Here is a 25,332-nt window from a genome sequence, read left to right as displayed (position 1 = left end):
GCGCACCCGACAACCCTGTGGGCTTATCGATATTCAGATGTGTTGATATCATCCGTGGTGCGGCGTCGGTTCGACCCGCGCATCGGGAAGCGCCGTTACGGTCTAGAGCCGGGCGATCGAGAGTGGACGGCATGGGCGTGTTAATGGAAGACCCACGGCAAACATTGCTTGGATCGAAGGTTGGGCTGGCCTCGCGGCGGGTTGTCGCTGTCGTCGCGGCCCTGTCGGTCGTGTTCACACTAACCGGCATTGCCGTTGCGCAGGAGGCCGTGCATACCTTAACCGAGGGCGGTACTGCGCTCGGCACCGTTCAGTCGGCGGGTTCTCTGGACGATTTGCGCATCGTGGTGAACGTTGGCGGCGACGCTGTTGCCTCGACCCACGTCTGGGCCGTCATCGGCGGCGGCGATTATCGTCAACGCACGAACAACGGCTATTGGGTCCCGTGGAGCGGCGCTGTGACGGACCTGATCGATAACGGCTTCGCCGCCAAAGACGGCAAGATCGTTTTCAAGATCGTGGATGGATCCATTTCAGCCGACAACCAAGGGATTACCTTTGTCGTCGGATACCGTTCGGGCGACGTTCTTAAATTCGGCACGCTCGGCGTCGTGCCCAAGTCGGGGGATGGTTCGTGAAACGGCTGGTGGCGACTCTGGTGGCAGGCGCCGTGATGGCCTTCGTGCCGGCGGCGCTCGCGCAAGTATCTCAGCAGGCGCTAACAACTGCCGAGGTCGGGCGGATTATTTCCCAGGCTACGCAGGAGGCGCAGGCTCGGAACCTCGCCGCGACGATTTCCGTCGTCGATCGTGTTGGCAACGTTCTGGCTGTGTTTCAGATGACCGGTGCGACCGCCCGTCTTCGGGTCACGAGCGGCAAAGGAATCGCCCGGACCAATGGACTCGAAGAAGTTCAAGATACTTTCACAAATCTAGGTGCGACGGGGTCGCCGACGACCCGTCTCGCCGCGATCGCAAAGGCCATCACCGGCGCCTACCTGTCGTCAAGCGGGAACGCATTCACCACCCGGACCGCAAGCCAGATCGTTCAGGAACACTTCAATCCCGGCGAAGGATTTGCGCCGAGCGGCCCGCTTTTCGGGGTTCAGTTCAGCCAGTTGCCCTGTTCGGATTTGTCTGTTCGCTTTGCTACCAACGGGAACCCGACGGGATTCGTCGATGCCACGGCGGGCCCGAAGCGGTCGCCGCTTGGACTATCGGCCGACCCCGGCGGATTGCCGCTCTACAAGGCTGGCGTGGTGGTCGGTGGCATTGGGATCGAGATCAACGGCACCTACACGATCGACAACTCGGTGATCGACCGGGACTTCGATACGGAGGAAATCGTCGCGCTGGCTGGGCAATCCGGTTTTGCTCCGCCCGACGATATCCGAGCGAACAGGATTTTCGTTGAAGGGAAGAGTTTGCGGTACGTCGATCAGGATGTGAACGTCCTGATCAGAAATCCTGCCAACGCACCGGCCTTCGCCAACGGTACCGGCGGAAATTTGGTTGCCGTCAACGGCTACTATGCCGGCGCGGCCCTGATTGCTGGGACGGCCTATGGCAATGCTGAATCGGGTTTCGCGTCCGATCCCAATGGCGATTACAACGGTGTGGGCGGGGTCGTGTTCGTGCTGTTTAATGGCGCAACGCCGCCGGCGGCACGGTTTCGCCCGCGCGATAGTATTAGCCCCACGACCGCCGCAGGTGGGTTAACGACGGCGGAAGTTCGCCAGATTATTCGCAGCGCGTTGACCGTTGCCTTCGCCAGTAGGGCGCAAATTCGCCGCCCGTTGTCGAGCCAAGTGCAGGTGACTGTTTCTGTAGTGGACGGCGCCGGCAATATCTTGGGGATAGCGCGGACCTTTGACGGACCGATCTTCGGAACCGACGTGTCGCTGCAAAAAGCGCGTACCGCCACGTTGTTCTCAAGCAGTACCGCGGGCACCTATTTGGGTACCTTTAATTCAACCGTCGGCGGGACGGCGGCCGGCCAGAACGCCAACGGTGTCACGATTGCGAACTATGTAACGGCGGTTCGCGGTGTACTGGGCAACAATGCCTTGCAGGACGGGACGGCGTTCGCGGACCGATCCGGCGGTAACCTCGCGCGGCCTTTTTTGCCAGACGGCATTATTGGCGCGAGCAACGGGCCGCTGAGCTACCCGATCGCGACATGGAGCCCGTTTAACACGGGCCTCCAGCTAGACGCTGTCCTCGACAATATCGCCACCCACGTGCTCTATACCGACGTCGGTGGCGCAAATAACGACACGGGCGCGACCTGTTCGGCGTTTACCGCAACAGCCGGTACGCTCATCACCCGCATTTCCAACGGTTTTCAGATATTTCCGGGAAGTGTGCCGATCTATCGCAATGGTTCGGTAATCGGCGGAATCGGCGTTTCCGGTGACGGGATCGATCAGGACGACATGGTATCGTTCCTTGGACTTCACAACGCAGGCTTAGCGCTGGGTACCGGGGTCGGCAATGCGCCGCCGGCGCGGCGTGCGGATCAACTGCGCGCGTCCGGGGGCTTTTTGCGCTACGTGAACTGCCCCTTCAAGCCGTTCCTAGGATCGCGCCAAAATAATGTGTGCGATGGGAAATAGAACTCACCTCACGCTGACGGGTGCGATTGCCGCCGGCCTGCTGGCGGTGGTGGCCCCGGCCGAGGCCGGGAAGGAGCGTTTGCGCGCGGTAGAACCGGCCGAACAACCGGTGCTCGTCCAGAACAACAGTCGGCGCATCCCTCAGCGCAGCGAGGAAGCAATCGCGCCGATTCCCCCAGCCGATCTATCGCGCGTCGGGCCGCCGCAACCCAATTTGCCATCCGAGTTCATTCCGGTGCCGGACCGCTGGCGCCTGATCGACAACCTGGGCGTTAGAGTCAATTTTTGGGATCCCTACAATCAGAACACGCTGAAAGCGGATCGTCCGATTCCGGGGACCGAGGATTTCTTCTTCAATCTAGCGGTGATCTCGGACACCGTCATCGAACCGCGGCGGTTGCCGACTCCGATCAGCCCCAACTCTTCGCAAAAACCAGGCTCACTAGACACCTTCGGTGAAGGCGAACAGCTCTTCTACCTGCAAAACCTTGTAGTCAGTCTTTCGTTCCTGCAGGGCGACACAGCCTACCGTCCGCCCGATATCGAGTTTCGTTTTACACCGGTCTTCAACTTCACCCGCGCCGAAGTCGAAGAACGCGCTGTCCTGCGCCGCGACCCGCGCGACGGCACGGTGCGCAACGATGTGCATGTCGGCATTCAGGAGGCGTTTTTCGATTACCACATCCGCAATGTGTCGCGCCGGTTCGATTTTGATTCGTTCCGGATTGGCATCCAGCCGTTCTCGACAGATTTCCGCGGATTTCTCTTCCAGGACAATCAACTCGGCTTCCGGATCTTCGGAAACCGCGACAACAACCTCTTTCAATACAACCTGGGTTATTTCCGGCGAATCGAGAAAGACACCAACTCCGGGCTTAACGACTTCGGTGAGGAGATCCGCAAGGACGAGTTTTTCGTCGCAAACCTCTATCTCCAGGACCTGCCGCGGCTCGGCTTCGTGTCGCAATTCACGATCTTGCATAACCGCAACGACGAGGACAGCGAGCTCTTCTTCAACAAGAACAACTTTATCGAACGGCCAGCATCGTTCGGCGACGAGCGGCTGCATAAGTACAACGTCACATATTTGGGCTACAACGGCGACGGTCGCGTCGGTCGGGCCCAGCTCACCACGTCGTTCTATTACGCCTTCGGCGAGGACACTCACAATCAACTGAACGGCAACCTGATCGACGACAACGCGGACATCCGCGCTTACTTCTTCGCAGCGGAACCGTCTTTCGATTTCGATTGGATTCGCGTGCGCGGTTCGTTCCTATTGGCCAGTGGCGACAGCGACCCCTTCGACAAGAAGGAGGAAGGCTTCTCGGCGTTGTTCGAAAACCCGCAGTTTGCCGGCGGCGATACGAGTTTTTGGATCCGCCAAGGTATCCCCCTGATCGGCGGCGGCGGGGTTCAACTGACCCAGCGCAACGGGGTGTTGGCGGAGCTGCGAACCTCGAAGGAGCATGGCCAATCGAATTTTAACAATCCGGGTATCGTTCTTGTCGGACTCGGCACCGACTTCGATGTCTCGCCCGAGGTGCGCATCTCCACGAATTTCAACAACTTGCGCTTTGAGGACACCTCGAACCTCCAGGTCTTGCGCAACCAGGGTGAAATCGACGAAGAGATCGGTTGGGACCTGTCGGCCGCGGTCATTTGGCGACCGCTTTTTATTCAGAATATCGTGATGCGCCTGTCGGCCGCAGCACTGGTCCCGGGTCCGGGTTTCAAGGACTTGTTCGCGACGTCCCAGGGCGGCGACGACGAGATCCTCTACTCTATCCTGGCCAACGGCACCCTGAGTTTCTAGGACACCGAGCATGGCGCGTACCTTCTTTTCACTGACCGTTGGCTTCCTCGCGTTGATCGTCCTTGCGACGCCTAGCGTGCAAGCCGCGGAGGGGGAGCACCCGCGTCATATCGATTATGTGCCGACCGCGCCGGCGCCGCGGGCGCAACTACCCGAACAGGCCATGGCCAAGAGTGTCGGCTGCATCACCTGTCATACGCGCACAGATTCGTTCTCCATGCACAAGACGCCGGGAGTCATCCTGGGCTGTGTCGACTGTCACGGCGGCGACCCCAGTGTGAAAGCGACATCCATCGAGGACCGCGACGCGATCACGCGGGCCCATGTTCAGCCGCGCTATCCCAAAACCTGGCACCATCCCAGTTCGGCTAATCCCGAACGCAGCTACACGCTGCTGAATCGCGAATCGCCCGAGTACATCCGGTTCGTCAACCCGGGCGACCTGAGGATTGCGCGCGAGGCGTGCGGGGCATGTCATCTCGACCAGATCGCCAAAGTCGAGCGTAGCTTAATGTCCACGGGCGCAATGCTGTGGGGTGGGGCGGCGTACAACAACGGCATCCTGCCGTTCAAGCGCTATATCCTGGGTGAGGCCTATACCCGTGAGGGTGTGCCCGCGATCATTGAAAACGCTGTGCCGCCCGACGAGCGGATGATTGCAAAGGGCATCCTGCCGCAGATCGTGCCGCTACCTGCATGGGAGGTGATCCCACCCGGCGACATCTTCCGGATCTTCGAACGCGGCGGACGTAACATCGTCAATCTGTTTCCCGAGATCGGAAATCCGAACTCGGTTGGCCGTTTGCAGCAACTCGAAGAACCGGGACGACCGGACATTCGTCAATCGAACCGTGGGCCCGGGACCGGATTGCGGATCGCGGTTCCGGTTATCAACATCACCAAAACGCGACTAAACGATCCGTTCCTATGGTTTCTCGGGACCAACGATCAACCCGGCGACTACCGGTCGTCGGGGTGCTCGTCATGCCATGTGGTGTACGCCAACGACCGCGATCCAATCCATTCCGGTCCTTATGCGAAGTTCGGTCATTCCGGTAAGACCCAGACGGTCGATCCGACAATTCCGGCGCAGGAAGTTGGCCACCCGATCGAACACGCGTTCACCAACGCAATTCCGACAAGCCAGTGCATGGTCTGCCACATGCACCAGCCGAATGTTTTCGTGAACTCCTACCTCGGATACACGATGTGGGACTACGAATCCGACGCCCCTCTGATGTTCCCCGAAGAGCAGCGTTACCTGTCGTCGGACGAACAGATGGAGCTTCTCGACCGCAACCCCGAAGAGGCCGTGCTCCGCGGCCTTTGGGCCGACCTCGAGTTCTTGAAAGACGTGTGGACCGACATCAACCCCAAAGCCAAGAACACGCAGTTTGCTGACTACCATGGTCACGGCTGGAACTTCCGCGCGGTCTTCAAGAAGGACCGAAAGGGCAATTTGTTGGACGCGGAAGGTGCCAAGGTTGACCACGAAGACCCGGACAAGTTCAAGAAGGCCGTTCACATGCGGTCGATCCATGCCGAAATCGGTATGCAGTGCGTCGATTGTCATTTTTCGCAAGATTCCCACGGTAACGGCCACCTTTACGGCGAAGTCCAGGCGGCCATCGAAATCCGCTGCAAAGATTGTCACGGCACGCCGGACGCCTACCCGACATTGCGGACGAGCGGCCCGGCGGCGCCGCCCCGGGGCAACGATTTGTCTTTGCTGCGCGTCGAGGACGGCCGCAAGCGCTTCGAGTGGGTTGGCGGCGGCAACTGCGGCACCGAGAACCACGAAGCCGGTTGCAAACTGATGCAACGCTCGGCAGTCGATCCAAGCAAAGAATGGGAAATGAGCCTGGTGAAGGAGTCGGTCGATCCCGACAATGCGCACTTCAACGCCAAGGCTGCCCGCGCCAAACTTGTCTCCAAGAATACGGCAACCCAGGAATGGGGCCCCGGCGTCGCTAAAGAAGATCGCGCCCACGACGTAGAAGACAAGATGGAGTGTTACACGTGTCACTTGGCGTGGACGACGTCCTGTGGCGGGTGCCATTTGCCGATTCAAGCGAACCGCCTGAGCGAACGTCATCACTTCGAAGGCGGGGTGTCGCGCAATTTTGCCACCTATAATCCGCAGGTCGTGCGCGACCAGATCTTCCAGATTGGCATCCACAGCACGGTCAAGGGCAATACAATCGCCCCAATCCGCTCGACCTCCGCGCTCGTGCTGTCCTCGCAAAACATCAACCGTGAGCGAATCTACATAACCCAACCGCCGATCGCGGCGAGCGGTTATTCTAGCCAAGCTTTTGCGCCGCACTTTGCGCACACCGCACGCAAGACCGAGACCAAGGGGTGTTCGGATTGCCATGTCAGCAAGGCTAACGACAACAACGCGATCATTGCCCAGACTCTCCTGCACGGTACCAACTACATCAACTTCATGACGCCCTTCGCTTGGGTTGGTGGCGCTGGCGGCGTGACCGGTGTGCGGATCACCGAGTATGACGAACCCCAAGCCGTCATTGGGTCGTTTTTGCAGCGCTACGCCTTTCCCGATTGGTACGGCGATCATCTCGCGCGAGACCGTCAGTTGAACGAAGCGTATACTCAAAAGGGCAACCGCACCGGATGCCTGCAGATGCGCGGCGAGTACCTCTTCACCGCCGAGGGTTCCGACGGCATGATCGCCTACGATATAGCCTCCATCGGCAACAAGGGCGTTGCGGATCGGATTCTATCGGGCCCCTTCGGGCCGTGGGGGCACGACGTACGAGTGAAGTCGCGAAATGCGACCTGCGTTGCCCTGCCGACCAACCAACCGATTCATCCCGATCGCAATAAGGGCGCGTTAATGCTCGAGACCAACGAGGAACAGCCGTTCCACCCGATTTACGATTATGCGCTCATCACCGACGCGGAGGAGGGATTGATTCTCACCGACGTGAACACGCTGGCGAACGGTGAGCCGCGCGACAATTTCCTGACCCGCGCGTTGACGTGGAATGAAGGCGGTATCCTCAACGGCGCCCGTCACGCGACCATCGCCGGATACTGGGTCTACGTCTCGACGCCGCGCGGGGTCGTCGTGTTGAACCTGGACGATCCGCTCAAGCCGATCGTGGCAGCGACAATCGATTTGCCCGATGCCCGCGCGACAGCGCTCCAGTTCCGCTATCTCTTTGTCACCGATGCCAACGGATTGTCGGTAGTCGATGTCACGTTGCCCGACCGGCCGCGCATAACCGATGCCCGGATTCCGCTTGTCGACGCTCAACGAGTCTACGTCGCGCGTTTCTTTGCCTACGTCGCGGCGGGGAAGGAAGGGCTCGTGATCGTCGACGTCGAGAAACCCGAGGTGCCCTTCGTCTATCGGACGTTTACTGCCGATGGCCAGATCGACGACGCCCACGATGTCGTCGTGGCGCACACCAATGCCTCTGCATTCGCGTATGTTGCCGACGGACGAAACGGGTTACGGGTGATCCAGTTGACGTCGCCGGAAAGTCAGCCCGGATTCTATGGGTTCAGCCCCGATCCGAAGCCTGAACTCATCGCGACCTACGCCACCAAATGGCCGGCCCTTTCGATGTCGAAGGGGTTAGACCGCGACCGCGGCGTCGATGAAACGGGCGGACAAATGGCGGTCTTCGGTCGGTTGGGGTCGCGGCCGTTCAACCTGAAAGAACAGCAAAAACTGTTCATGAACCCCGATGGCAGTATCTGGTCTGTCGAGGATGCGGTTCAAATGCGGGGTTTCGTTCCGGCCAAACCGCGACGACAAGCGCAAGATTCTGGGCGCGCCGTTCAGTAGAGTCGGATCGCCATCGGCAGTTTGAGGATCGTTCTCTAGGCGTTATCCTCACCCATCGATTCTTCCCAAGGGAGGGAGACCGTGGGTCGCATCAAGGCCGCTTGGCTCGTGCTGATTTTTTCGGTCTTCGTCGGTGCCTGCGAGGGAATTACCTACCAAGGAACCGGCGCTGCCTATCAGCCCCCGGCCGTAACCGGCGGTGGGTCTTCCGGTGCCGGACCGTTTGCGATCGTGTCCCCGCAAAGCCATGAGTTTACGAAGGACACGATCGCCGAGGTTCTGGTGAGCAAAGGGTATGTTGTCCTGCCCGGGCACACCACCTCGCGGCTTTTCGCTTCCGGCTCTGCCCGGCAGGTTTCATCCGTTCTGTGCGCAGACCTTGGGGTGCGGGTGAAGATCATAGGAACATCGCGGGCTGTCGAGTGCGCCATCACCGATATCAACACCGATCGGGTGCTGTATACCGGGCAAGGAGAGCACATCGATTGGACCATTGCGCTCGATTTTCGCGGCGCGGTCCGGGCGGCGCTCGGCAACCTCCCCGATACCGGGCGGCTCGGTCGCCGGGCGAATGCAAGCGACATCGCGCTAGCGACGTCGCCCCAGGGCGCGTCGGCGCGGCAAGCGGTGGCCACGCCAACGCCGCGGGCCTCGGGACGCATCCCAGTCCGGTCGATGCCGCCAGGCAGCGGTACCGGCTTTGTAGTGTCGACTCGAGGTTATGCGTTGACCTCGTCTCGCGTCGTGGAAGGGTGCGGTGTCTTGCAGGGTCGGTTGCAGGGCCGCGATATTGCGTTACGTGAGCTTGCCACCGATCCAAGTCAAGGACTGACGGTCCTCGAGTTGCCACCGGGGACCTACCGGGCAGCACCGCTCGCGACGACGGTCCCCGAACGCTGGGAAGTCGTGGTCGTGATGGGGTTTCCCGCCGGCGGTTCGCCTGGCGCGAGCCTGAACCTCATCAAGGGCGAGGTCGTGGCCGAACCATCGATCGCCCGACCGATGCGGGTGAGCGTGGAGTCGCCGATGGTGGCCCGAGGCGGGCCGGCGTTGAATGTCGGCGGCGCGGTCGTTGCGGTGATCGGGGAGGAAACTGGGGTCGACTCCCAGCCCGCAGTCGGGGTCGCTGCGATCCGTGCGTTCCTTGACAGCTACGGCGTCCCCTACGAAGAGGCCGGAGCCGCGGAGAGTCCGAATACCGAAACCGGGTCGGCCTATACCTTGCGGATTAGCTGTGCGTCCTAGGCCAACGCGCTTCTACGGAACGCTTTGTTGGAATTCCCGCAACGAGGCCATGAAGGTCTGTGGGCGGTACTTCTCATCGTCGTCAACAGCTTCGAAGACCTTGTCGAGCGCTGTGTTGACACCGGCCATTTGATCCTTGTTCAGGGTGCCGGCGTTTTGCATGGCCGTAACGATCGTGCCTACCGCCATCGCCGCTTGCTCTGCGCCGGCGTAGTCGACGTATTCACCCTCGAGACCGTTGGCGATAATCCCGTTCAAGAGCACCTTCATGTCCTCGGCCTTGAACGTCCGGTTGGAAAACGCGGCGATGAGTTGAGCGGTCACCCGCTTCAGGTCACGAGCGGCGGCGAGCATCGCCGCGTGGTTGCTCCGGGTCGCGGTGTGGAGGGCGCTGGTCTTCGCGCGGAGCTGGTTGCCCAGTTCACCATCGATGTAGTCGGTGATCACCTGCAGCATCAATAGATTGGCGTCGTTGAAACGTGGCGTCCCCGGTCCCAGTGCGGCCGTGCCCTTCCGCGGTGCCCAATCCAGCGCGCTCATGGGCGTATGGCAGGCGTGGCAATCGAACACGACCAATTCGGGGAACAGTCCGTCAACCCCGCGTTCCGGGTCGAGCATCGTGTCGAGCATGACGTTGATCGACATCGCTTGGCCGATTGCCCATGTTTGGATTCCACCCGCAACTTGTTTGCGTTGACGGTAGTCGCGGTCGATCACGAAATGGGCCGGTTGCAGGGCTGTGAAGGTATCGAGCTCGAAACTCATCCGGGGATGCCCTGCGCCCATGATCCGGTGCGATACGAAACGCGTTTCATCGCCGAAATGGCAGGACAGGCAGAGCCGCGCGCGCTCGACCGGGTCGTCGGTCGGGAATAGGCCGTTACGAACGTTGTTGGCATGGGTTGCCGCCGGCACGATATGGGTGCCGATCCAACGCCCCGCCCCGCCGTGGCAGGACTCGCAGGTTACCCCGTCGGTGATTTGGAAGGTGGTGTGGCGTTTGTCGCTTGGTGGGTTGTCGGCGTGACAGTCGAGGCACAACTTGGCGGTATGGGCAGCGTCGAGACCGAGGTTGCGGGCAATCCGTTTCGAACGGTCATTGAGCAATACTTCGTAGGCCTTGTGGTGCTTATCTTTTTGCTGCCAGGTAATGAATTCGTTCTGCAGCACATTGGAGCCTGGCAGCGGCGCGGCGGCGCCGTGGCAGGTGCTGCCCGCGCACGATGCGACCCCAAGGTGCAACTCGCCATCGACAAGCGGCATCTTCGCCTGCTGCTGCGACCAACCGGTTTGCGACGTTAACGCCAAGCCCGATACCGCGACGACCGTGAATGCGAGTGTCCGCGCCCAACCAAACATAATGCCTCCCCTCGAAATCCTGCGTTCCCTAATGGGTCGCGGGTTTTTCGCCGTCCCAACCTCTGCGCGCACCGGGCGCGGCGGTCAGCCGACATTGCTACAACAACCTTATGTCACTCGGGTTACTTATTCGACATTATTGTCAGCCTGATTGCCCTTGACGGGCCCTATCGGGCCTGATCCTGGTGCCGCCCACGCGCCCGGGCGATATCGTCGAGCCGGGCAAATGCGGCCGCTGCCTCGCGGTCGCCTGGCCGCATTTCGGCGACGACGCTCCACGCCTCGACGGCCTCCAGAAACCTGCCCAAATCCATATAGGCCCGGCCCAGTTCGCGCCAACTCGCGGCATCCGCGGGTTCCCGGGCGACCCGTGCCTGGAGCACCTGAATGCGGGCTTCCATTGCGGCGACATCGGGTGCTGCGGTCGGTGGGGCCGCGGTCAAATCCCGTGTGTGGGCGTCGTACCAAGCGCCGCCTCCGGCAATTAGGCCCACGGTCGCAACAGCCGCTACAATGAGGGCTAGGCTCGCTCGGTTCATAACGGTTTTTCGGATACCATGTGTTGTGGCTTACAACACAACATACGAAACCCAGGGTCAAATCCGAGACCGAAGCGCATGACCCCGTTTGCGACCGATTGGCTCGCGGTCTTCCTGATCGCGGCCGGCCCGTTCGTCGGTAGTTTCGTGGGAACCCTCGCGCTCCGCTGGCCCGCAGGCGATTCCGTCGTGGGTGGCCGTTCTGCTTGCCGCTCGTGTCATGCCACCTTGGCCTGGCGCGATTTGCTGCCACTGGTCAGTTGGATCGCGCTACGCGGCCGGTGCCGCCGGTGTGGCGCTGAGATCGGGCTCCTCTACCCGTCGACCGAGGTTGCAGCACTCGGTGTTGGCATCTGGGCCACCCTCGCGTTTTCCGGCGTCGAACTCGCGCTGGTCTGTGTCCTAGGGTGGGCCCTGCTGGCGCTGGCGGTGATCGACGCCCGCACGAAGCTGCTACCCGATCTACTGACCTTGCCGATTCTCATTGTCGGCGTTGGACTTGCCGGATTTGACGGACGGTTGATCGAATCCCTCCTGGGCGCGGCGATCGGGTTCGCCCTGTTCGCGACACTTGCGGTGGGTTACCGGCGGTGGCGGCACCGTGATGGCCTGGGATTGGGCGATGCCAAACTTCTCGCGGCCGCGGGCGCCTGGGTCGGGTGGGTCGGCCTGCCGGGGATCGTTCTCGCCGCGAGCGTTACGGCTTTGGTGGTTGCGGTGCCGACGATCATGCGCCGGCGCGCGGGCATTGGCGCCGTCGAAATTGCCTTCGGCCCCTACCTCGCGGCGGCAACTTGGATCACTGTGTTGCATGGGCCAATTGTGATCGCATGACCGCGCAATTGACCCAAATTCTCCTCGATCGCGGCACCTTGAGCCCGCGGGATCTGGCGCGGGCCGAGCTTGTCGTCCAGGGGAGCGGTGAGCCGCTTCATCGCATCCTTTGTAGTCTCGGTTTGGTGGCAGAGGAAGAGGTCGCGCGCGGACTGGCGCAGTGCATGTCGCTGCCCCTTGCCGAGGCGCGGGACTATCCCGCCGCCGCGTTGTTCGTCGATCAGCTGCGGCCCGACTTCCTGCGGACCTACCGCGTCTTGCCGCTACGCAGTACAGCCGACGCCGTTGTGGTCGCGATGGCCGATCCGACGGACGACGAGACCCGGCGGGCGCTGGCGTTGCAACTCGGTAAACCGGTAAGTACGGCGGTCGCGGTGCCGGCGGAATTGGATCGTTGGCTTGAGAAGCTTTACGGGGCCGCGCCCGCGGAAACCGTTCCCGTCGCGGCCCGGGGCGACGACATCGAACGCCTGCGCGAAATGGCGAGCGACGCGCCGGTGATCCGCCGCGTCAACCAGTTGCTCGAACGGGCCGTAGCGGCCCGGGCATCGGACATCCATATGGAGCCCCAGGCCGGGGGCTTACGTTTGCGCCACCGGATCGATGGGATATTGCACGATGTCGACTTGCTGCAGTCGGAGGACCACGCGGCGATTGTCAGCCGGGTCAAGATCTTGGCAAACCTCGATATTGTCGAGCGTCGCTTACCTCAGGACGGGCGTTGCCGCGTTAACGTTGAGGGTCGGTCGGTCGATGTCAGGGTGTCCTGTCTGCCGACAATGCACGGTGAAGGTGTCGTCTTGCGCCTATTGGATAAAGCCAACGCCCCGCTGACGTTACCGCAGCTCGGGTTCGCTGCCGCTGTCGGTGACAGGCTTGGCAAGGTTCTCGGTGCCAACCAGGGCATTTTCCTGGTAACGGGGCCGACCGGCAGCGGTAAGACGACATCGCTGTACGCGATGTTGCAGCAGCTCAACGATCCTGCGCGCAAGTTGATCACGGTTGAAGACCCGGTGGAATACGAACTGCCCGGCGTGCACCAGATGCAAGTGCGCCCACGGATCGGGCTAGAGTTTGCGAACGTCCTGCGGTCGGTGTTGCGCCACGACCCCGACGTCATCATGGTTGGCGAGATTCGCGATCTCGACACTGCCGCGATGGCGATCCAAGCTGCGTTGACGGGCCATCTTGTCCTCTCGACGCTCCATACAAACGACGCGGCAAGCGCGGTAACCCGGTTGTCCGATATGGGAGTCGAGCGCTACCTGATGGCCTCGGCGTTGCGCGGCGTGATGGCGCAACGACTGGTGCGCACGTTGTGTCAGGCGTGCCGCGTACCGGACGATGGAGGTGTCGCAGCGTTGCGCTCCCTCGACCCGGGATTCGTGCACGATACAGCGACGGTCTATCAAGCGGGCGGTTGCCACCGGTGCGGCGATACCGGTTTCGCTGGGCGGGAGGCGATTGCGGAACTTGTCGTTATCGACGACGCGATGCGCGCGGCAATCCTGGGCGGCGCCGATGCGGTGGCGGTCGCGCGTCTCGCTCGCGCCGCCGGTACCACATCGATGCGCAGTGACGGGTTGCGCAAAGCTGCGACGGGCGTGACGACGATCGACGAAGTCTTGCGCGCGGTGGGTGAAGACTGATGGCGCGCTACCGCTACCGGGCAGTCGGCAACGACGGTGCCGTCAGCGAAGACGTGATAGAGGCGCCGGACCGGGAGTCCGCGATTGCCAAGTTGCGTATGGCCGATCGGCTGCCGGTGAGTATCGCGCCGGATGATGGCCCTAGGCCGTCGGTCGGGTCCGCCTCCGCACAGCGTCGCCAAGGTGCCTTTCATGTTCTCGGTGCCCGAGGGCCGGCCCGTGCCGCGCGCCTTCGCTTTACCAGCGAATTGGCAACCATGGTCGGCGCCGATGTATCGGTGGACCGGGCGCTCGATCTGCTCGCGCAAACGACAACCGACGCTGTCTTGGCCGGCGTCGCCCAGACCATGCGCCAACGGGTTCGCGAGGGGCAGGGCCTCGCCGCCGCCGCGGCGGCGCATCCGGAGGTGTTCTCGCCGTTCTATTGCGCCACATTGCGGGCCGGAGAAGTGGGTGGCCAGCTGACTGGGGCATTGGAATCGTTGGCGCGGTATCAAGAGCGGATGGGTCGTCTCGTGACGTCGGTTCAATCGGCGCTGATCTATCCAACACTGCTGGCGTTCGCCGCGCTGATTTCGCTGGTGGTCCTGTTGGTCTACGTCGTGCCGCAATTCGACCAATTGTTCCGCGAAGCTGCGGTGCCGTTGCCTGGAGGAACGCGCGCGGTCGTCGCCGTGTCGGGCTTCGTGGTGGACTACGGTTGGCTCGTATTGTTGGCCGCATTGGGCGGCTGGCTCTACATCAGGGTCGGGCGGCGTCGCCGAGCGTTCGGTTTGCGCGTCGACCGTCTTGCGCTAAGCGCCCCCCTCGTTGGCGACGTCATTCGCCGGATTGAAACTGAACGCTTTGCCCATGCCCTTGGGGCGCTCCTGGGGAATGGCGTGCTTTTGCCCGAAGCCCTGCGTTTGGCCGCCGACGCCGCAGCAAATCGCGCGGTTGCCGAAGCGATCAGGCACGCCATCGACGCGGTCAAAGGCGGGTCGACCCTGGCCGCCGCGCTCGCGCGGGACGGAATCTTTCCGCCGATCGCGATCGAACTCCTCCGAGTTGGTGAGGAAGGCGGGCGATTGGTCGAGATGTTGGAGCGGTTGGCGGCGACCAATGCGGCGGACGCCGAAACCGCCATCAAACGGTTCGTGGCGATCCTCGAGCCAAGCCTCATCGTTGTCATCGGCGTCGTGGTCGGCGCGATTATTTTGTCACTTGTATCAGCCATCGCGGGGATCAATGCGCTTGCCCTCTAGACGACGTGCGAAGGAACGCGGCTTTACCCTGATCGAACTGCTTGTCGTTCTGGCGATCCTTGGATTGATTATCGGCATCGTCGCGCCGCGCGCCGTAAACTTTCTGTCTCGCGCCAAATCCGATGTCGCCAAGCTGCAAATCGAGACATTGGTGACGGCATTGGATCTTTTCCAGCTCGATGTCGGGCGCTATCCGGCAACACAGGAGGGGTTAACGGTCTTGGTGACGCCGCCCGCCGGAGCAACGCGATGGAACGGTCCCTATGTACGCGGCGAGGCAATTCCGTTGGACCCTTGGCAACGCCCTTACGGCTATGTCTCGCCGGGTGAGGGGAGCGCGCCGTACCGGCTGTTTTCTCTCGGCGCCGACGGTCAGCCGGGCGGCGAGGGGGAGAATGCCGACGTTTCGAATTAGGGACGGCCGTAAGACGAACGCTGGATTTACCCTGATCGAGCTCCTAGTCGTCTTGGCTATTCTTGCATTGGCGGCAGCGGTCGTGGCACCGCCGCTTGGAGCCGCGCTTGGCGTGACCCGATTGGGCAGCGAGCATCAGGCGCTGGTCTCGGCGCTCCGGGGGGCGCGGGCCGAAGCGGTCGGGTCGGGCCGCGCTGTCGATTTTGTTGTCCACGATCCGTCGGAGTGGCAGGCCGGCGAGCGGCGTCATACCCTTGGCGGTGCCGTCTCGATTTCGGTGGACGTACCGCCAGCCGGAATTGGCGACCGGGGCACACGCTCCATCCGCTTCTTTGCCGACGGTCGCTCGACCGGCGGAACGGTTCAGCTTCGCCGCGGCACCGCCGCGCGGAGCGTGCATGTCGATTGGATCACCGGACATGTTCGCCAAGCGCCCTGAGGCGGGGTTTTCGCTTGTCGAGGTCGTGGTCGCATTCGTGATTACCGGCCTCGTCCTGGTGGCGGCGTTGCGTCTGTTCGGTGGCGCCTTCGACGGCAGCGACCGGGCCGAACGGTTGACCTTGGCGCTCGTCTCGGCGGAATCGACGCTTGAAGCATTCGGCACGGCATTGCCGCTGCGGGCAGGCACCCAGCGCGGCGATGCCGGAGGCGGCATGTCGTGGCGCGCGGAGGTTCAACGTTACCGAGGGCTTTCGGTCGAGGATCTAGCGCGACTTCCGGTGCAAGCTTACGACATTCAGGTCACTGTCGCGTGGGATCGCCATCCCCGCGATTCCGTCACATTGCGGACGCTCAAGGTGTCGAAGCGGGACGGCAATGAGTAAGCGCGGGCAGCGCGGGTTTACGCTCATCGAGTTGCTGGTGGGCTTGACGCTTCTTGGACTCGTCGTCGTTGCCTTAAGCGGTGGACTGAGGATCGGGCTCATGGGTACTGACCGCGTAACCACCCGCGCTAGTCAACTCGACCAGCTTCGCGGCGTCCAGGCTTTCCTGCGCGAGCGTATCGCCGCAGCGCGTCCGATTCGCTGGACCGACGACCGCGGCGGGAGCGTCATCGCTTTTGATGGACGTGCCGGTCGCCTAGCGTTCGTCGCCGACCTGCCGGCCTATCCAGACGTCGGGGGCCTCTACAAACTCGTAGTCGAACGCGAGGGAACGGACTTGGTTCTGGCGCGGACTCTCACCGAAGGCAGGGTGCCGGGCTTCGATGGCGTCTCCGCCACGCGCGATGTGATTGCGCGGGACATCGGTGTGGTGCGCTTTTCCTATTTCGGTCGCGCCGACCGTGGCGAGCCGATGTGGCACGATACCTGGACCGCGGCGCAATCGCTCCCCGACCTCGTTCGTATTGAACTCGGTGCCGCTCGCACCGACGGCGCCATTTGGCCGGCCATCGTCATCGCGCCACGACTTGGCGAGCAACCGCGATGACAGGTCGAATTCGTAAAGATCGGGTCAATCCACAACGCGGATCGGCGTTGTTGGTGGTCCTGTGGTCGACTTTGCTTCTGGCCGGTCTCGCTACGGTGGTCGCCGGTACGGTGCGCACGGACCTGGCATCGGCGCGCCACCTGATTGAAGAGGCGCAGTCCCGTTCCCGCGCCCAGGCGGGCGTCGTCCACGGTGCGCTTCTTCTCCTTGCCGGCGTTGACCCACTCATTGCCGATGGCACGGTTGTCGCCTTCGATGACGTCGAAGTCCGCGTCGACTTCACGGACGAATGTGGCAAGGTCGATCTCAACACCGGTTGGGGTGAGCTGTTGGGGCGGCTGGTGGACTTCCACGGCGGCAGCGCTGCAGCGGCGATTCTCGACTGGCGCGATCCGGATTCGTCCGTTGCGATGGGCGGGGCCGAGGATGCGCAATATCGCGCCGCCGGACGAACCCACGGCGCGCGCAACGGTCCACTGGATTCGGTCGCCGAACTGCAGCAGATCGTCGGTGTCGATGCCGGACTGATGCAGGCGCTACGCCCGGACGTGACCGTCGATTGTCTCAATGCCGGAATCGATCCGATGGCTGCATCGGAGGCGGTGCTGGCCTCGATACCCGGTGTCGGCGACGACGCCCGCGCAACCTTCCTAACGGCCCGCCAAAGCTTTATCGCTGGCGGTCTGCGCGGCGCTTCGCCGGACCTGCCCGGCGGCGACCGCTACATCGCAGCATCGCCGGGGTTGGCCGTCGAAATCACGGCCACGGCGCAATCCCAGGACAGGGCGATTTCGTGGCGGGCCATCACCTGGCTCACCGGCGACGGCGGGTTGCCCCTGTTGTTTCGGACGTGGGAACGTAATGACCGTTAGGATTCACGGGATTCCGCCAATTCAAGGGCGTGAGTTTCCGGTATTCCCTGATATTCTAACGGTTGTTTGAGGTCTAGGAGCCGCTACAAGGCGGGGGAAACGAGGGATGATGAGGCCGCTAATCGCCGCCGGTGCGCTGACGCTGGCACTGGCAGGGTGTTCCTTTGTGGGTGGCCTACCGGGAATGGACCGGATTGCCGACCTAGTGACCCCAGGGAGCGAAGCCCCGCGACTTAACCCGGTAGCGAGTAGTGGAAGCCAGCCTGTCCCGGCGCCCTTGCTTGGCGCAGGCGTTGGCGATGGGCCGTTGGCTGTGGTCGCCGGACAACCCGGTTGGATCGTCGATCCCGTATCGAAATGCGCAACGAGCAACCCGTTTGCCCGCGCCGACGAAGAGATTCGTTGGTTCGGTACATGCGAAGACGGGCGCCTCACAGGTAGGGGAACGTTGGTCTGGTACATCGAAGGTATCGAATCTGAGCGCAACGAAGGCACCTTTCGTGCGGGCGAGTTCGATGGCGAGGTCATCACGACGTATCCCGACGGCGAGGTGATCGTCGGGAGCTATGCGGACGGTATCCGCGACGGGGCCTTCACGATCATCGGGGTCGCCGGTTCCCATGTGCGTGCGAACTACCGCATGGGAGACCTCTTGGACGAATCGGAAATGACCGTTGCCGAGGTCCAAAGCTGGCAGAACGAACGCGCCTCGGCGTACCCAGGTGTGGTGTTGGCACAGGCGGCAAGTCAGTCGCCGCAGGTTTCGGCATCGTCGCCGTCGGCGAACCGTCAGGTGATAGCCGATGCGCCGGCGGCTTCACGTGACACCATTGCCCTCTTGGCGGCCCAACCGGCGCCCGCACAGCAGGTCCCGGTCGTGCAACTCGCGCGTGCCGATGTCGGTGACACCCTGCAACGGGCGCCCGTCGCGGTCTCGCCGACGCGCGCGACGCGAAGCGAGATCGCCGTCGCGACGGCAGCGTCCGAGCCAAATCAAAGCGCCTACGCGCAAAGAACGGCCCACGTAACCCAAGCGTTGGGTGGACGCATGCAGCTTGCAGCGCTTCAGGTCGATCCGCCGCCCGCGCCACGGTTGCCCGTCGTGACCGCCGCTGCGCCGGTTTCAGTCGCGACAACGCCTGAGCGGTCGTTTGCAGCGACCGGGACGATGCTGATCGCCGGCGACGGGCGACCGACCCAGTTAGAAGTTGCGCGAACCGGTGGCGCGGAGCCGGTTGCGCTAACGGCGCCCCGACTCACCGGGGCCTTGCGAATCGAACGCGACGACAGCGGGTCGCTGGCGCAAAGATATGCGGGGCGCGACGGCCCGTGGGTGATTGGCGCGAACGCGGCGCGCCAAAGTGGCGTTCAACCGCTCGTCGTTCGGGCGCCTGTTGCCGAGGTGGCCGTTACACCCGCGCCGCCGGTCGCGGCGTCGGGGGCGTCCCCTGTGCGCGATGCAGATGCTATGTTTGCGGCGGCCTACCAGTTGGAACTCCAGGGAAGTTACGCAGCAGCCGAACGGCAATACCATGATCTGTTGGTGACCTACCCGTCGGCGCCGGCGGCGCTCCTCGCCAATGCACGCTTGGAATCGTTGGCCGGATCGCGCGGAACCGTTCAGGTTGCACAGAATCAATCCGCCATCGCCCCGGTCCCGCAAGAACAGTACGTCGTGTCGGCCAATTCGCCGTCCCCGCGCTACTCCGGCCTACCGCCGGCTGGAACGGTCGGCAATCCGGCCCTGGCACTGGAATCGGTACTGATCAACAAAACGGTTTGTTCGCAGAACGGGTTGTATGCCAACGACGCGCGCTGGTGCGGCCTTGTCACCTTCGACGAAGGTCAGTTCATGCGCGTCGAGGTGACCGACATCACGATCAACGGCTTCGGCCAGATCGGGATTACGCGGTCAACCTGCACCGGGAATACGTTCCTAACCTGGTTCTCGCGCGGCACCTCGATCCGTGTACCCAAGCGGTGCATGCAGGTAGTGGGCTAGGCGATGATGTCATTTCGTTTTGCGGTCATCGCTGCAATCTTCGTGGCGCTCGGACACGGTGCCAATGCGGCAGGTGTTGCACGGGGTGATTCGGCGCCCTATGGCGGCTATGTGAGGCAACTTTCGAACGAAGTAACCGGTTTGGCGTCCGGTGCCGACGGCGCCGGGTCGATGGGGCCGCGCTTCATCGACTTCAGCGACGCGCCCGACGTGACGGGGTTGGCGGCGCAGGACCAAGCATTGGTTCGGGCGATGGCGCGAACGGTCGATCTATTCCGCGCGCTGGGTGGCGCGTCGGACCGGCGCGGGATCGTCGAACGCGCCGACGGTCGCGTCTACGTTGGGCTGGACGGCGAGGGTGGGCGTTGGTTTGCCGACGCGGGCGCCGCGGCGGCGTTTTTCCTCGGTGAGTTGGTGGATGGCGCCCACGATCTGCCGGGCACCGTGCGCGACGCAGTCTCGCAAGCGCCATCGGCAGGGTGCAGCGATGTGGCCTGTATTGCCGAAATCGCCTACCGGGAACTTATCGAGCTCATCGCTTTCGTTCCTCGCGGTACCACGGTGTCGTTGACGTTAGAGGCCGAGGGTTTCAGTTCGACCGGCGGGATACCGGTGGTCGAAGTTCCCATTGGATTTACGGTACATCGGGTGACCTTTATCGATGCGACGTCCATCGTCGCGAAAGTATCGATCGGACCAGCCGCACCGACGGGACGCGCCGTGTTGAGCGTCTTCAACGCGGCCCAGACGTTTCGGTCGGTCGAAGACTTCGCCGTTCAAGTAGTCGATGTGGTCGAGCAGCTCGGCGCGACGAAAAGCGTGGCACTCCTTCCCGGTAGCGGAACGCTCGATGCGCTCGACGACGACCATGCCGGAGAGGCGGCTAGCGCGGCGACTTTGGACGGCGCTGCGACGGGGAGAATCGAAACAAGCGGGGACATCGATACCTTCCGCGTCGACGCCGATCTGCCGGGCACGCTCGTGCTTTCAACCACGGGGTCGACCGACGTCAAACTCACCCTGCGCAACGCGCTCGGCGACGTTGTCGCCGAGGACGACGATTCGGCCAACTGGTACAACGCGCGCCTGAGTGCCGCGGTTGCGGCGGGGACGTATTTTGTCAGCGTCGCGCACTGCTGCGGCGGTACCGGCAGCTACGCTGTAAGCGCGTCGCTACAATAACGGCGCCGTAGCGTTTCTTTCGGATTTAGCGTCCGGCGCCCGGGATGTTGCGGGGCTGGCGAATGCCCTCGCGCTCCTGGCGGACCAGCGACAGGAATTTGTTCCGCATCGATTGCGTGACGCTGGTTGCCTCTTCGGGTGTCGAGATGATGATGGGCCGGATGAGAATCACGAGTTCCGTGCGCTGAGTGGTTTCGGCGGTGCGCCCGAACAGGTTTCCAACGATGGGGAGTTCGTGGAGCAGCGGGATTCCCGTCCGACCGTCGCCTGCAGTCTCACGGATCAGCCCTCCGAGCAAAACCGTGTCGCCGCTGCGCACGGAAACGGTGCTCAGGAGGCTGCGGTTCTGAATCGTGGGCGAGTTGATGGTCGAAGACGTCGTCACCCGCACATCGCTAACCGCCTGGGAGAGCCGCAACGTGACCATGCCGCTGGCGTTGACCTGCGGGGTGACCTCGAGGCTCACACCGGTTGGCCGGTACTGCACGGTGTTTACGATCAACGGACTAGTGGTGACGGTGCTGGTCGTTGTTTGCGTGATAATCGGAACCTCGTCGCCGACGTTCAGCGAAGCTGTGTTGTTGTTCAGCACGATCACATTCGGCGACGAGATCATGTTGACTTCGGTGAGATCCGAAAGCGCGTCGATAATGAACCGTGTCGCCGACGCGCCCTCGATCGTGAAGTTGAAGCCGCCCACCGTCGTCGATGTGCCGATCGCCCCCAGTACCGGATTGATCGTCGGCGTCACTACCGATCCCGGGCCGGTAACGGTGTTGGTCCCATTGGTGAAGGACGCGCTGCCGCCCTCGCCGATTCCGATCCCACCGTTGTTGATAGCGTATTGAACGCCGAACCTCAGATCGTCCCGCAGCGATACTTCGAAAATACTGGTTTCGATCATCACCTGGAGCGGTTGGATATCGAGCCGGCGTAGAACGTCCTGGATCAAGGTGAAGTTGGGCGTTGTCGTCGATACCAAAAGCGCATTGTTCTCAGCGTCGACCGAAATCCGTAGGTTCGTATCTAGGAGCCCGGAAGGTGTCCCCGCTGCGTCGTTCCCTTCGGTCGTGGCCTCGTTCTCCGGGCTGCCGCCAAGTATTTCGTTGAGCGCTGTCGCGATCCGTTCTGCCCCGCCATGCTGCACGTAGTAGACGAAGACGCGGCGTTCGGCAGGGTCGCGTTTGCGGTCCAACCGGAATACCCACTCGCGGGCATCCTCGACCAAGTCGCGATTCTGACCGACTACGAGAATGCCGTTCAGCCGTTCGATGGGGATCAATTGCAGGGCGCCGGGATCGCCGTCGCTGCCTGACAGCGATCCGGTCGCCGCAAAGATGTTGGTCAGTTCGGCTGCAACGACCGATGCGTCGGCGTCTTGCAAGGTGATGATCGCCGAGGTTTGTGTCGCCATACGGTCGATGTCGAAGATCTCGATTGTGCCCGCGGCAAGACGCATGACCGTCGAATCGCCGGCGACAACGATCAAATTGCGAACCGCGTCGACAACCGGGATAGCGCCGTCGGGCAAAAGTGGCGCCAATACCGTCTGCAGTTGCGCCGCGGCGACGTACTGAAGCGGGAAGACTCGGTAAGCAGTGCCGGGTCCAAAACCGATCCCGCCGCCGGCGCGGGCTTGGGCGTCGTTCAGGCGGCTCAAGCGCAGTACGTTGCCGTAGTTGACGAGTTGAATGCCTTGGCTCGCTAGAATCGCCTCCAATGTCGGCAGGAGATCTTCGCGCCGCAGCGGGCGACCCGAAGCAAGGCTGATGGCGCCCGACACGCTCGGATCGACGATGTAATTCAGTTGCAACAGACTGCCGAGGATGACGCGAGCGACCTCACGCACGTCCGCGTTGTCGAAACTGAGAGTGATGTCGCCTTCGGCATTGCGCAGCGGCTGAGTACCGCCGCCCGCCGATGCGGCAGCGCGCGCCGGGTAGAGCTCGTCGATACGGGGTTGGCGTGCGACCGCCGCGCCGCTGGACCCCGGGAACGCGGGTTGGGCAACGGGTGCTGGAGTCGTTTGATTCTGGGCAACGCGCGGCCCGGTCTCGGGGATCGAGGCGGGGATTTCCGAAACGTCCCGCACCGGCTGGGCGGTGCACGCGGCGGCAAACAGGACGGCCGCTCCGGCGAAAGCCAGTCTCCTATGCACGTCCCAGTCCTCCCTCAAACACGTCGTACCCTACGAAGCGGTTCATAACGAATCAATGCCGGCGGTTTCTAGCGACCGGTCGGCGAAACGTCGAAAACCTGACGTCGCCCGCCGGCCTTGAAAACGACCTGTTCAGGCGAGATTTCATCGACGATCCACCCATCGACCGTCTCACCCTCGGCGAGGGTAAGCGCACGACCGTCGGGTGCGCTCAAAATCACAGACCGGGCCGCCGGCGCGACGATAACACCGGCGAGCCGATAGCGACCGAGGATCAAGTTGGGGTCACGCCCTGGTTCGGCGTTTGGGGCACGCCGAGAGGCGCTGAACGGCGGCCGTTCGGCGAGCGCGGCGAAGTTCTCGATCGGACGCGGTGCCAACAAGGGGCGGATAGGGGGCACCACGCGAATCTCGGTATCGTCGCGCGCGGCTGGACCCAGGTCGTCCGCGGGGATGGCCCATACCCCGGTCGCGATCGCAAAAAGCGCGGCGGCGAGGAGGCTAAAGAGGAGGCGTGGCACGATTAGCTCCTTAGTTCTCGAGCGCGCGGAAGGAGGTCAACTCGACCTGGACATCCAACGGTCGCTCAACCCCGAACGCGCGGGCAGAACGGGCGTTGACGCTGAGATTGTCCAAGAACACCACCGGCCTTCCTTCCTCGAGGGCGTGGAGGACGTGCCCCAGACCGTCGTGGCCGATGGCGAACTGGGCGCGAACGCGGACCGCGCGGTATGCCCCCTGGGTTTCGCCTTCCAGTGCCTCGATACTCACGAGCTGTGCCGCTTGGTCTTCGATCAACCGTTGGAGGTGGGTCTGCAACAGCGCCGCCGCGCTGCCGTCGGTGGTGGCTTCCACCAACAGACCGGAATCCGGGCGGTTTTGCAGCGCTGTAGCCACAGCGCTGTCGCGCGCATTCGAACCGGCGAGGCGCTCAAGCGCGACGCGTCGGTCGCCGATTGCGCTCAGTGTCCGCTCATAGCCACGCTGCACGGGCCAGCCCGCGACCACGTAGGCTATTGCCAGCGCCGCAATGAGGAGTGCCAGGGCCGCAATCCGAGAGGCAGGAGAGCCGGGTTTCACGGAGCGTCCTCGGCGATCTCAAGCGAAAAAGCGAAACGCTCGCCGCGACCCGTACCTTCCTTGGTCACCGGCGCGTCGTAGTCGACCTTCGTAAAGAGCGGCGACTCCTCAAGCCTCGGCACGAGGTCGGCGCTCGATTCCGCTTGCCCTTCCAGGGTGACCGCGCGGCCGGATTGGTTGAACTGCACGAGCCACGTGCCGTCCGGCAGCCGCACGGCGAGTTCGTTGAGGACGGCGAGCGACGACGGATGTTCGCGCGCATAATTGTCAAGAAAACGAGCCGCGGCGACACCCTTGACTGCCGCATCGTTGCGCGTTTCGTTGCCGGCCTTGGTCGCGCCGATGGCGGTCGCCAGATCGCCGGCAATACTCTCAAGTCGAAGCAGGGGAGACACGATCGCCGCAACGAGAAGAATGGCGAGGGTGCCACCCACGACCGAAAGCCTGCCGCGCCGCCGGTGTGCGCCGATCCCGCCGACGGCGCGGCGGTCGTCGTCGCCCAACACGACCCGCGCGGGGGCAAATCCAATACGCGTTAAACTGTCGATCAGCGGATCGACGACCCGGCGGGGCGCGACGTTGATCGAAACGCTGGTTGCATCGACATCGCCGCCGTGGCGAGAGAATGTGAAATACACCTCTTCGGGTTTGAACGGCGTGTGGCGTTCGATCTCAAACGACAACAGGCCGGGCAAGTCCCGGTCCGGCGTTGGCGGGAGCCGCAAGTGGCGCCGCACAACCTGCGTCGCACCGATTCGCAGTGTCGTGTCGACCGTCACCGGGTCGAGACCGCGAAGGGCGCGCGCGAAGTTCGCGCCCAGGTCTCCCCAGTCTTCCGGGGTCACCTCGGTTGCGGCGACGATGGTGCCAGCGTCGATGCCGCCGAGGTGGGCCTCGACGGTGCGTCCCTCTAGCCGTACGACGAGGGGGCGCCGCTCCAGACCTACGGCGCGCCGCAAGCCAGCCGGTAGGAGGCCCGAAAGTTCGGTCCCCCACCAATCAAGAAACGAGGAAATGAGGCGAATTGTCGTCATGTACGGCTCCGGCCGGGAGTATAGGGTGCCCATGCGAG

21 protein-coding genes are annotated in these 25,332 nt (G+C 62.9%); 15 read left to right on the top strand and 6 right to left on the bottom strand.

All coding sequences use genetic code 11. The annotated features are described in order from the left end of the window. Positions 1 to 143 precede the first annotated feature (143 nt). From RID42_16015 to RID42_15995, 5 genes are all read left to right on the top strand, one after another. Entirely contained in the window at positions 144 to 638 is a 495-nt protein-coding gene (locus tag RID42_16015) for a hypothetical protein (GenBank protein ID MEQ8249186.1), read from the top strand. Beyond that, positions 635 to 2,614 carry a heme-binding protein gene (locus tag RID42_16010; GenBank protein ID MEQ8249185.1) on the top strand — a complete coding sequence of 660 codons (1,980 nt, stop codon included), beginning with the start codon at positions 635 to 637 and terminating at the stop codon, positions 2,612 to 2,614. Before RID42_16015 ends, RID42_16010 begins: the two co-directional genes overlap by 4 nt. Then, positions 2,604 to 4,430 carry a hypothetical protein gene (locus RID42_16005; GenBank protein ID MEQ8249184.1) on the top strand — a complete coding sequence of 609 codons (1,827 nt, stop codon included), beginning with the start codon at positions 2,604 to 2,606 and terminating at the stop codon, positions 4,428 to 4,430. Before RID42_16010 ends, RID42_16005 begins: the two co-directional genes overlap by 11 nt. Before the next feature lie 10 nt (positions 4,431 to 4,440). After that, positions 4,441 to 8,250, top strand: a complete 3,810-nt coding sequence (locus RID42_16000) for a hypothetical protein (protein ID MEQ8249183.1) — start codon at positions 4,441 to 4,443, stop codon at positions 8,248 to 8,250. 81 nt (positions 8,251 to 8,331) lie between these two features. Next, positions 8,332 to 9,495: a serine protease gene (locus RID42_15995; GenBank protein MEQ8249182.1), complete on the top strand. Its 1,164-nt coding sequence runs from the start codon at positions 8,332 to 8,334 to the stop codon at positions 9,493 to 9,495. Positions 9,496 to 9,507: 12 nt separating this feature from the next. On the opposite strand, the gene RID42_15990 is transcribed toward RID42_15995, so the two are convergent. Both RID42_15990 and RID42_15985 read right to left on the bottom strand, forming a co-directional pair. Beyond that, complete coding sequence (locus RID42_15990; protein ID MEQ8249181.1) at positions 9,508 to 10,854, bottom strand: multiheme c-type cytochrome; 1,347 nt, start codon at positions 10,852 to 10,854, stop codon at positions 9,508 to 9,510. A gap of 167 nt (positions 10,855 to 11,021) precedes the next feature. After that, the gene (locus RID42_15985; protein ID MEQ8249180.1) at positions 11,022 to 11,393 is read right to left on the bottom strand and encodes a hypothetical protein; all 372 of its coding nucleotides are present in this window, start codon (positions 11,391 to 11,393) and stop codon (positions 11,022 to 11,024) included. 78 nt (positions 11,394 to 11,471) lie between these two features. On the opposite strand from RID42_15985, the gene RID42_15980 reads away from it, so the two are divergent. From RID42_15980 to RID42_15935, 10 genes are all read left to right on the top strand, one after another. Further along, positions 11,472 to 12,227: an A24 family peptidase gene (locus tag RID42_15980; GenBank protein ID MEQ8249179.1), complete on the top strand. Its 756-nt coding sequence runs from the start codon at positions 11,472 to 11,474 to the stop codon at positions 12,225 to 12,227. Continuing rightward, positions 12,224 to 13,876, top strand: coding sequence for a GspE/PulE family protein (locus RID42_15975; GenBank protein MEQ8249178.1), 1,653 nt, complete (start codon positions 12,224 to 12,226; stop codon positions 13,874 to 13,876). Before RID42_15980 ends, RID42_15975 begins: the two co-directional genes overlap by 4 nt. Continuing rightward, the gene (locus RID42_15970; protein ID MEQ8249177.1) at positions 13,876 to 15,120 is read left to right on the top strand and encodes a type II secretion system F family protein; all 1,245 of its coding nucleotides are present in this window, start codon (positions 13,876 to 13,878) and stop codon (positions 15,118 to 15,120) included. The genes RID42_15975 and RID42_15970 overlap by 1 nt, the downstream gene beginning before the upstream one ends. Further along, positions 15,104 to 15,535, top strand: a complete 432-nt coding sequence (gene gspG, locus RID42_15965) for a type II secretion system major pseudopilin GspG (GenBank protein ID MEQ8249176.1) — start codon at positions 15,104 to 15,106, stop codon at positions 15,533 to 15,535. Before RID42_15970 ends, gspG begins: the two co-directional genes overlap by 17 nt. After that, a complete protein-coding gene (locus tag RID42_15960) occupies positions 15,516 to 15,974 on the top strand; it encodes a GspH/FimT family protein (protein ID MEQ8249175.1) in 459 nt (152 codons plus the stop codon). Before gspG ends, RID42_15960 begins: the two co-directional genes overlap by 20 nt. Continuing rightward, complete coding sequence (locus RID42_15955; GenBank protein MEQ8249174.1) at positions 15,934 to 16,359, top strand: type II secretion system protein; 426 nt, start codon at positions 15,934 to 15,936, stop codon at positions 16,357 to 16,359. Before RID42_15960 ends, RID42_15955 begins: the two co-directional genes overlap by 41 nt. Next, positions 16,352 to 16,966 carry a prepilin-type N-terminal cleavage/methylation domain-containing protein gene (locus tag RID42_15950; protein ID MEQ8249173.1) on the top strand — a complete coding sequence of 205 codons (615 nt, stop codon included), beginning with the start codon at positions 16,352 to 16,354 and terminating at the stop codon, positions 16,964 to 16,966. Before RID42_15955 ends, RID42_15950 begins: the two co-directional genes overlap by 8 nt. Then, positions 16,963 to 17,838: a type II secretion system protein GspK gene (locus RID42_15945; protein ID MEQ8249172.1), complete on the top strand. Its 876-nt coding sequence runs from the start codon at positions 16,963 to 16,965 to the stop codon at positions 17,836 to 17,838. The genes RID42_15950 and RID42_15945 overlap by 4 nt, the downstream gene beginning before the upstream one ends. Before the next feature lie 106 nt (positions 17,839 to 17,944). Next, positions 17,945 to 19,840 carry a hypothetical protein gene (locus RID42_15940; GenBank protein ID MEQ8249171.1) on the top strand — a complete coding sequence of 632 codons (1,896 nt, stop codon included), beginning with the start codon at positions 17,945 to 17,947 and terminating at the stop codon, positions 19,838 to 19,840. 3 nt (positions 19,841 to 19,843) lie between these two features. After that, entirely contained in the window at positions 19,844 to 21,022 is a 1,179-nt protein-coding gene (locus RID42_15935) for a PPC domain-containing protein (protein MEQ8249170.1), read from the top strand. A gap of 25 nt (positions 21,023 to 21,047) precedes the next feature. Here the strand turns inward: RID42_15935 and gspD are convergent, their stop codons facing one another. The 4 genes from gspD to RID42_15915 form a co-directional block, all read right to left on the bottom strand. Then, the gene (gspD, locus tag RID42_15930) at positions 21,048 to 23,180 is read right to left on the bottom strand and encodes a type II secretion system secretin GspD (protein MEQ8249169.1); all 2,133 of its coding nucleotides are present in this window, start codon (positions 23,178 to 23,180) and stop codon (positions 21,048 to 21,050) included. 68 nt (positions 23,181 to 23,248) lie between these two features. Beyond that, positions 23,249 to 23,701, bottom strand: a complete 453-nt coding sequence (locus tag RID42_15925) for a hypothetical protein (protein ID MEQ8249168.1) — start codon at positions 23,699 to 23,701, stop codon at positions 23,249 to 23,251. Between the two features lie 10 nt (positions 23,702 to 23,711). Further along, positions 23,712 to 24,260 carry a type II secretion system protein GspM gene (gene gspM, locus RID42_15920; GenBank protein MEQ8249167.1) on the bottom strand — a complete coding sequence of 183 codons (549 nt, stop codon included), beginning with the start codon at positions 24,258 to 24,260 and terminating at the stop codon, positions 23,712 to 23,714. Next, positions 24,257 to 25,294 (bottom strand): PilN domain-containing protein, encoded by a 1,038-nt coding sequence (locus RID42_15915; GenBank protein ID MEQ8249166.1) that lies wholly within the window; start codon positions 25,292 to 25,294, stop codon positions 24,257 to 24,259. Before RID42_15915 ends, gspM begins: the two co-directional genes overlap by 4 nt. Positions 25,295 to 25,332 lie beyond the last annotated feature (38 nt).

The organism is Alphaproteobacteria bacterium, assembly GCA_040216735.1.
GTDB lineage: Bacteria > Pseudomonadota > Alphaproteobacteria > SHVP01 > SHVP01 > CALJDF01.
Note: the sequence above shows the minus strand (reverse complement) of the source record. Positions and strands in the feature narration are given on the sequence as shown.

Excerpts from the sequence above, each read along its gene's own strand:
- RID42_16000 (MEQ8249183.1), top strand. The coding sequence starts at position 4,441 with ATGGCGCGTACCTTCTTTTCACTGACCGTTGGCTTCCTCGCGTTGATC.
- RID42_15915 (MEQ8249166.1), bottom strand. The coding sequence starts at position 25,294 with ATGACGACAATTCGCCTCATTTCCTCGTTTCTTGATTGGTGGGGGACC.
- RID42_15935 (MEQ8249170.1), top strand. The coding sequence starts at position 19,844 with ATGATGTCATTTCGTTTTGCGGTCATCGCTGCAATCTTCGTGGCGCTC.
- RID42_15980 (MEQ8249179.1), top strand. The coding sequence starts at position 11,472 with ATGACCCCGTTTGCGACCGATTGGCTCGCGGTCTTCCTGATCGCGGCC.
- RID42_16015 (MEQ8249186.1), top strand. The coding sequence starts at position 144 with ATGGAAGACCCACGGCAAACATTGCTTGGATCGAAGGTTGGGCTGGCC.
- RID42_15955 (MEQ8249174.1), top strand. The coding sequence starts at position 15,934 with ATGTCGATTGGATCACCGGACATGTTCGCCAAGCGCCCTGAGGCGGGG.
- RID42_15960 (MEQ8249175.1), top strand. The coding sequence starts at position 15,516 with ATGCCGACGTTTCGAATTAGGGACGGCCGTAAGACGAACGCTGGATTT.
- RID42_15940 (MEQ8249171.1), top strand. The coding sequence starts at position 17,945 with ATGATGAGGCCGCTAATCGCCGCCGGTGCGCTGACGCTGGCACTGGCA.
- RID42_15950 (MEQ8249173.1), top strand. The coding sequence starts at position 16,352 with ATGAGTAAGCGCGGGCAGCGCGGGTTTACGCTCATCGAGTTGCTGGTG.
- RID42_15990 (MEQ8249181.1), bottom strand. The coding sequence starts at position 10,854 with ATGTTTGGTTGGGCGCGGACACTCGCATTCACGGTCGTCGCGGTATCG.
- RID42_15945 (MEQ8249172.1), top strand. The coding sequence starts at position 16,963 with ATGACAGGTCGAATTCGTAAAGATCGGGTCAATCCACAACGCGGATCG.
- RID42_15985 (MEQ8249180.1), bottom strand. The coding sequence starts at position 11,393 with ATGAACCGAGCGAGCCTAGCCCTCATTGTAGCGGCTGTTGCGACCGTG.
- RID42_16005 (MEQ8249184.1), top strand. The coding sequence starts at position 2,604 with ATGGGAAATAGAACTCACCTCACGCTGACGGGTGCGATTGCCGCCGGC.
- gspG (MEQ8249176.1), top strand. The coding sequence starts at position 15,104 with ATGCGCTTGCCCTCTAGACGACGTGCGAAGGAACGCGGCTTTACCCTG.
- RID42_15970 (MEQ8249177.1), top strand. The coding sequence starts at position 13,876 with ATGGCGCGCTACCGCTACCGGGCAGTCGGCAACGACGGTGCCGTCAGC.
- RID42_15975 (MEQ8249178.1), top strand. The coding sequence starts at position 12,224 with ATGACCGCGCAATTGACCCAAATTCTCCTCGATCGCGGCACCTTGAGC.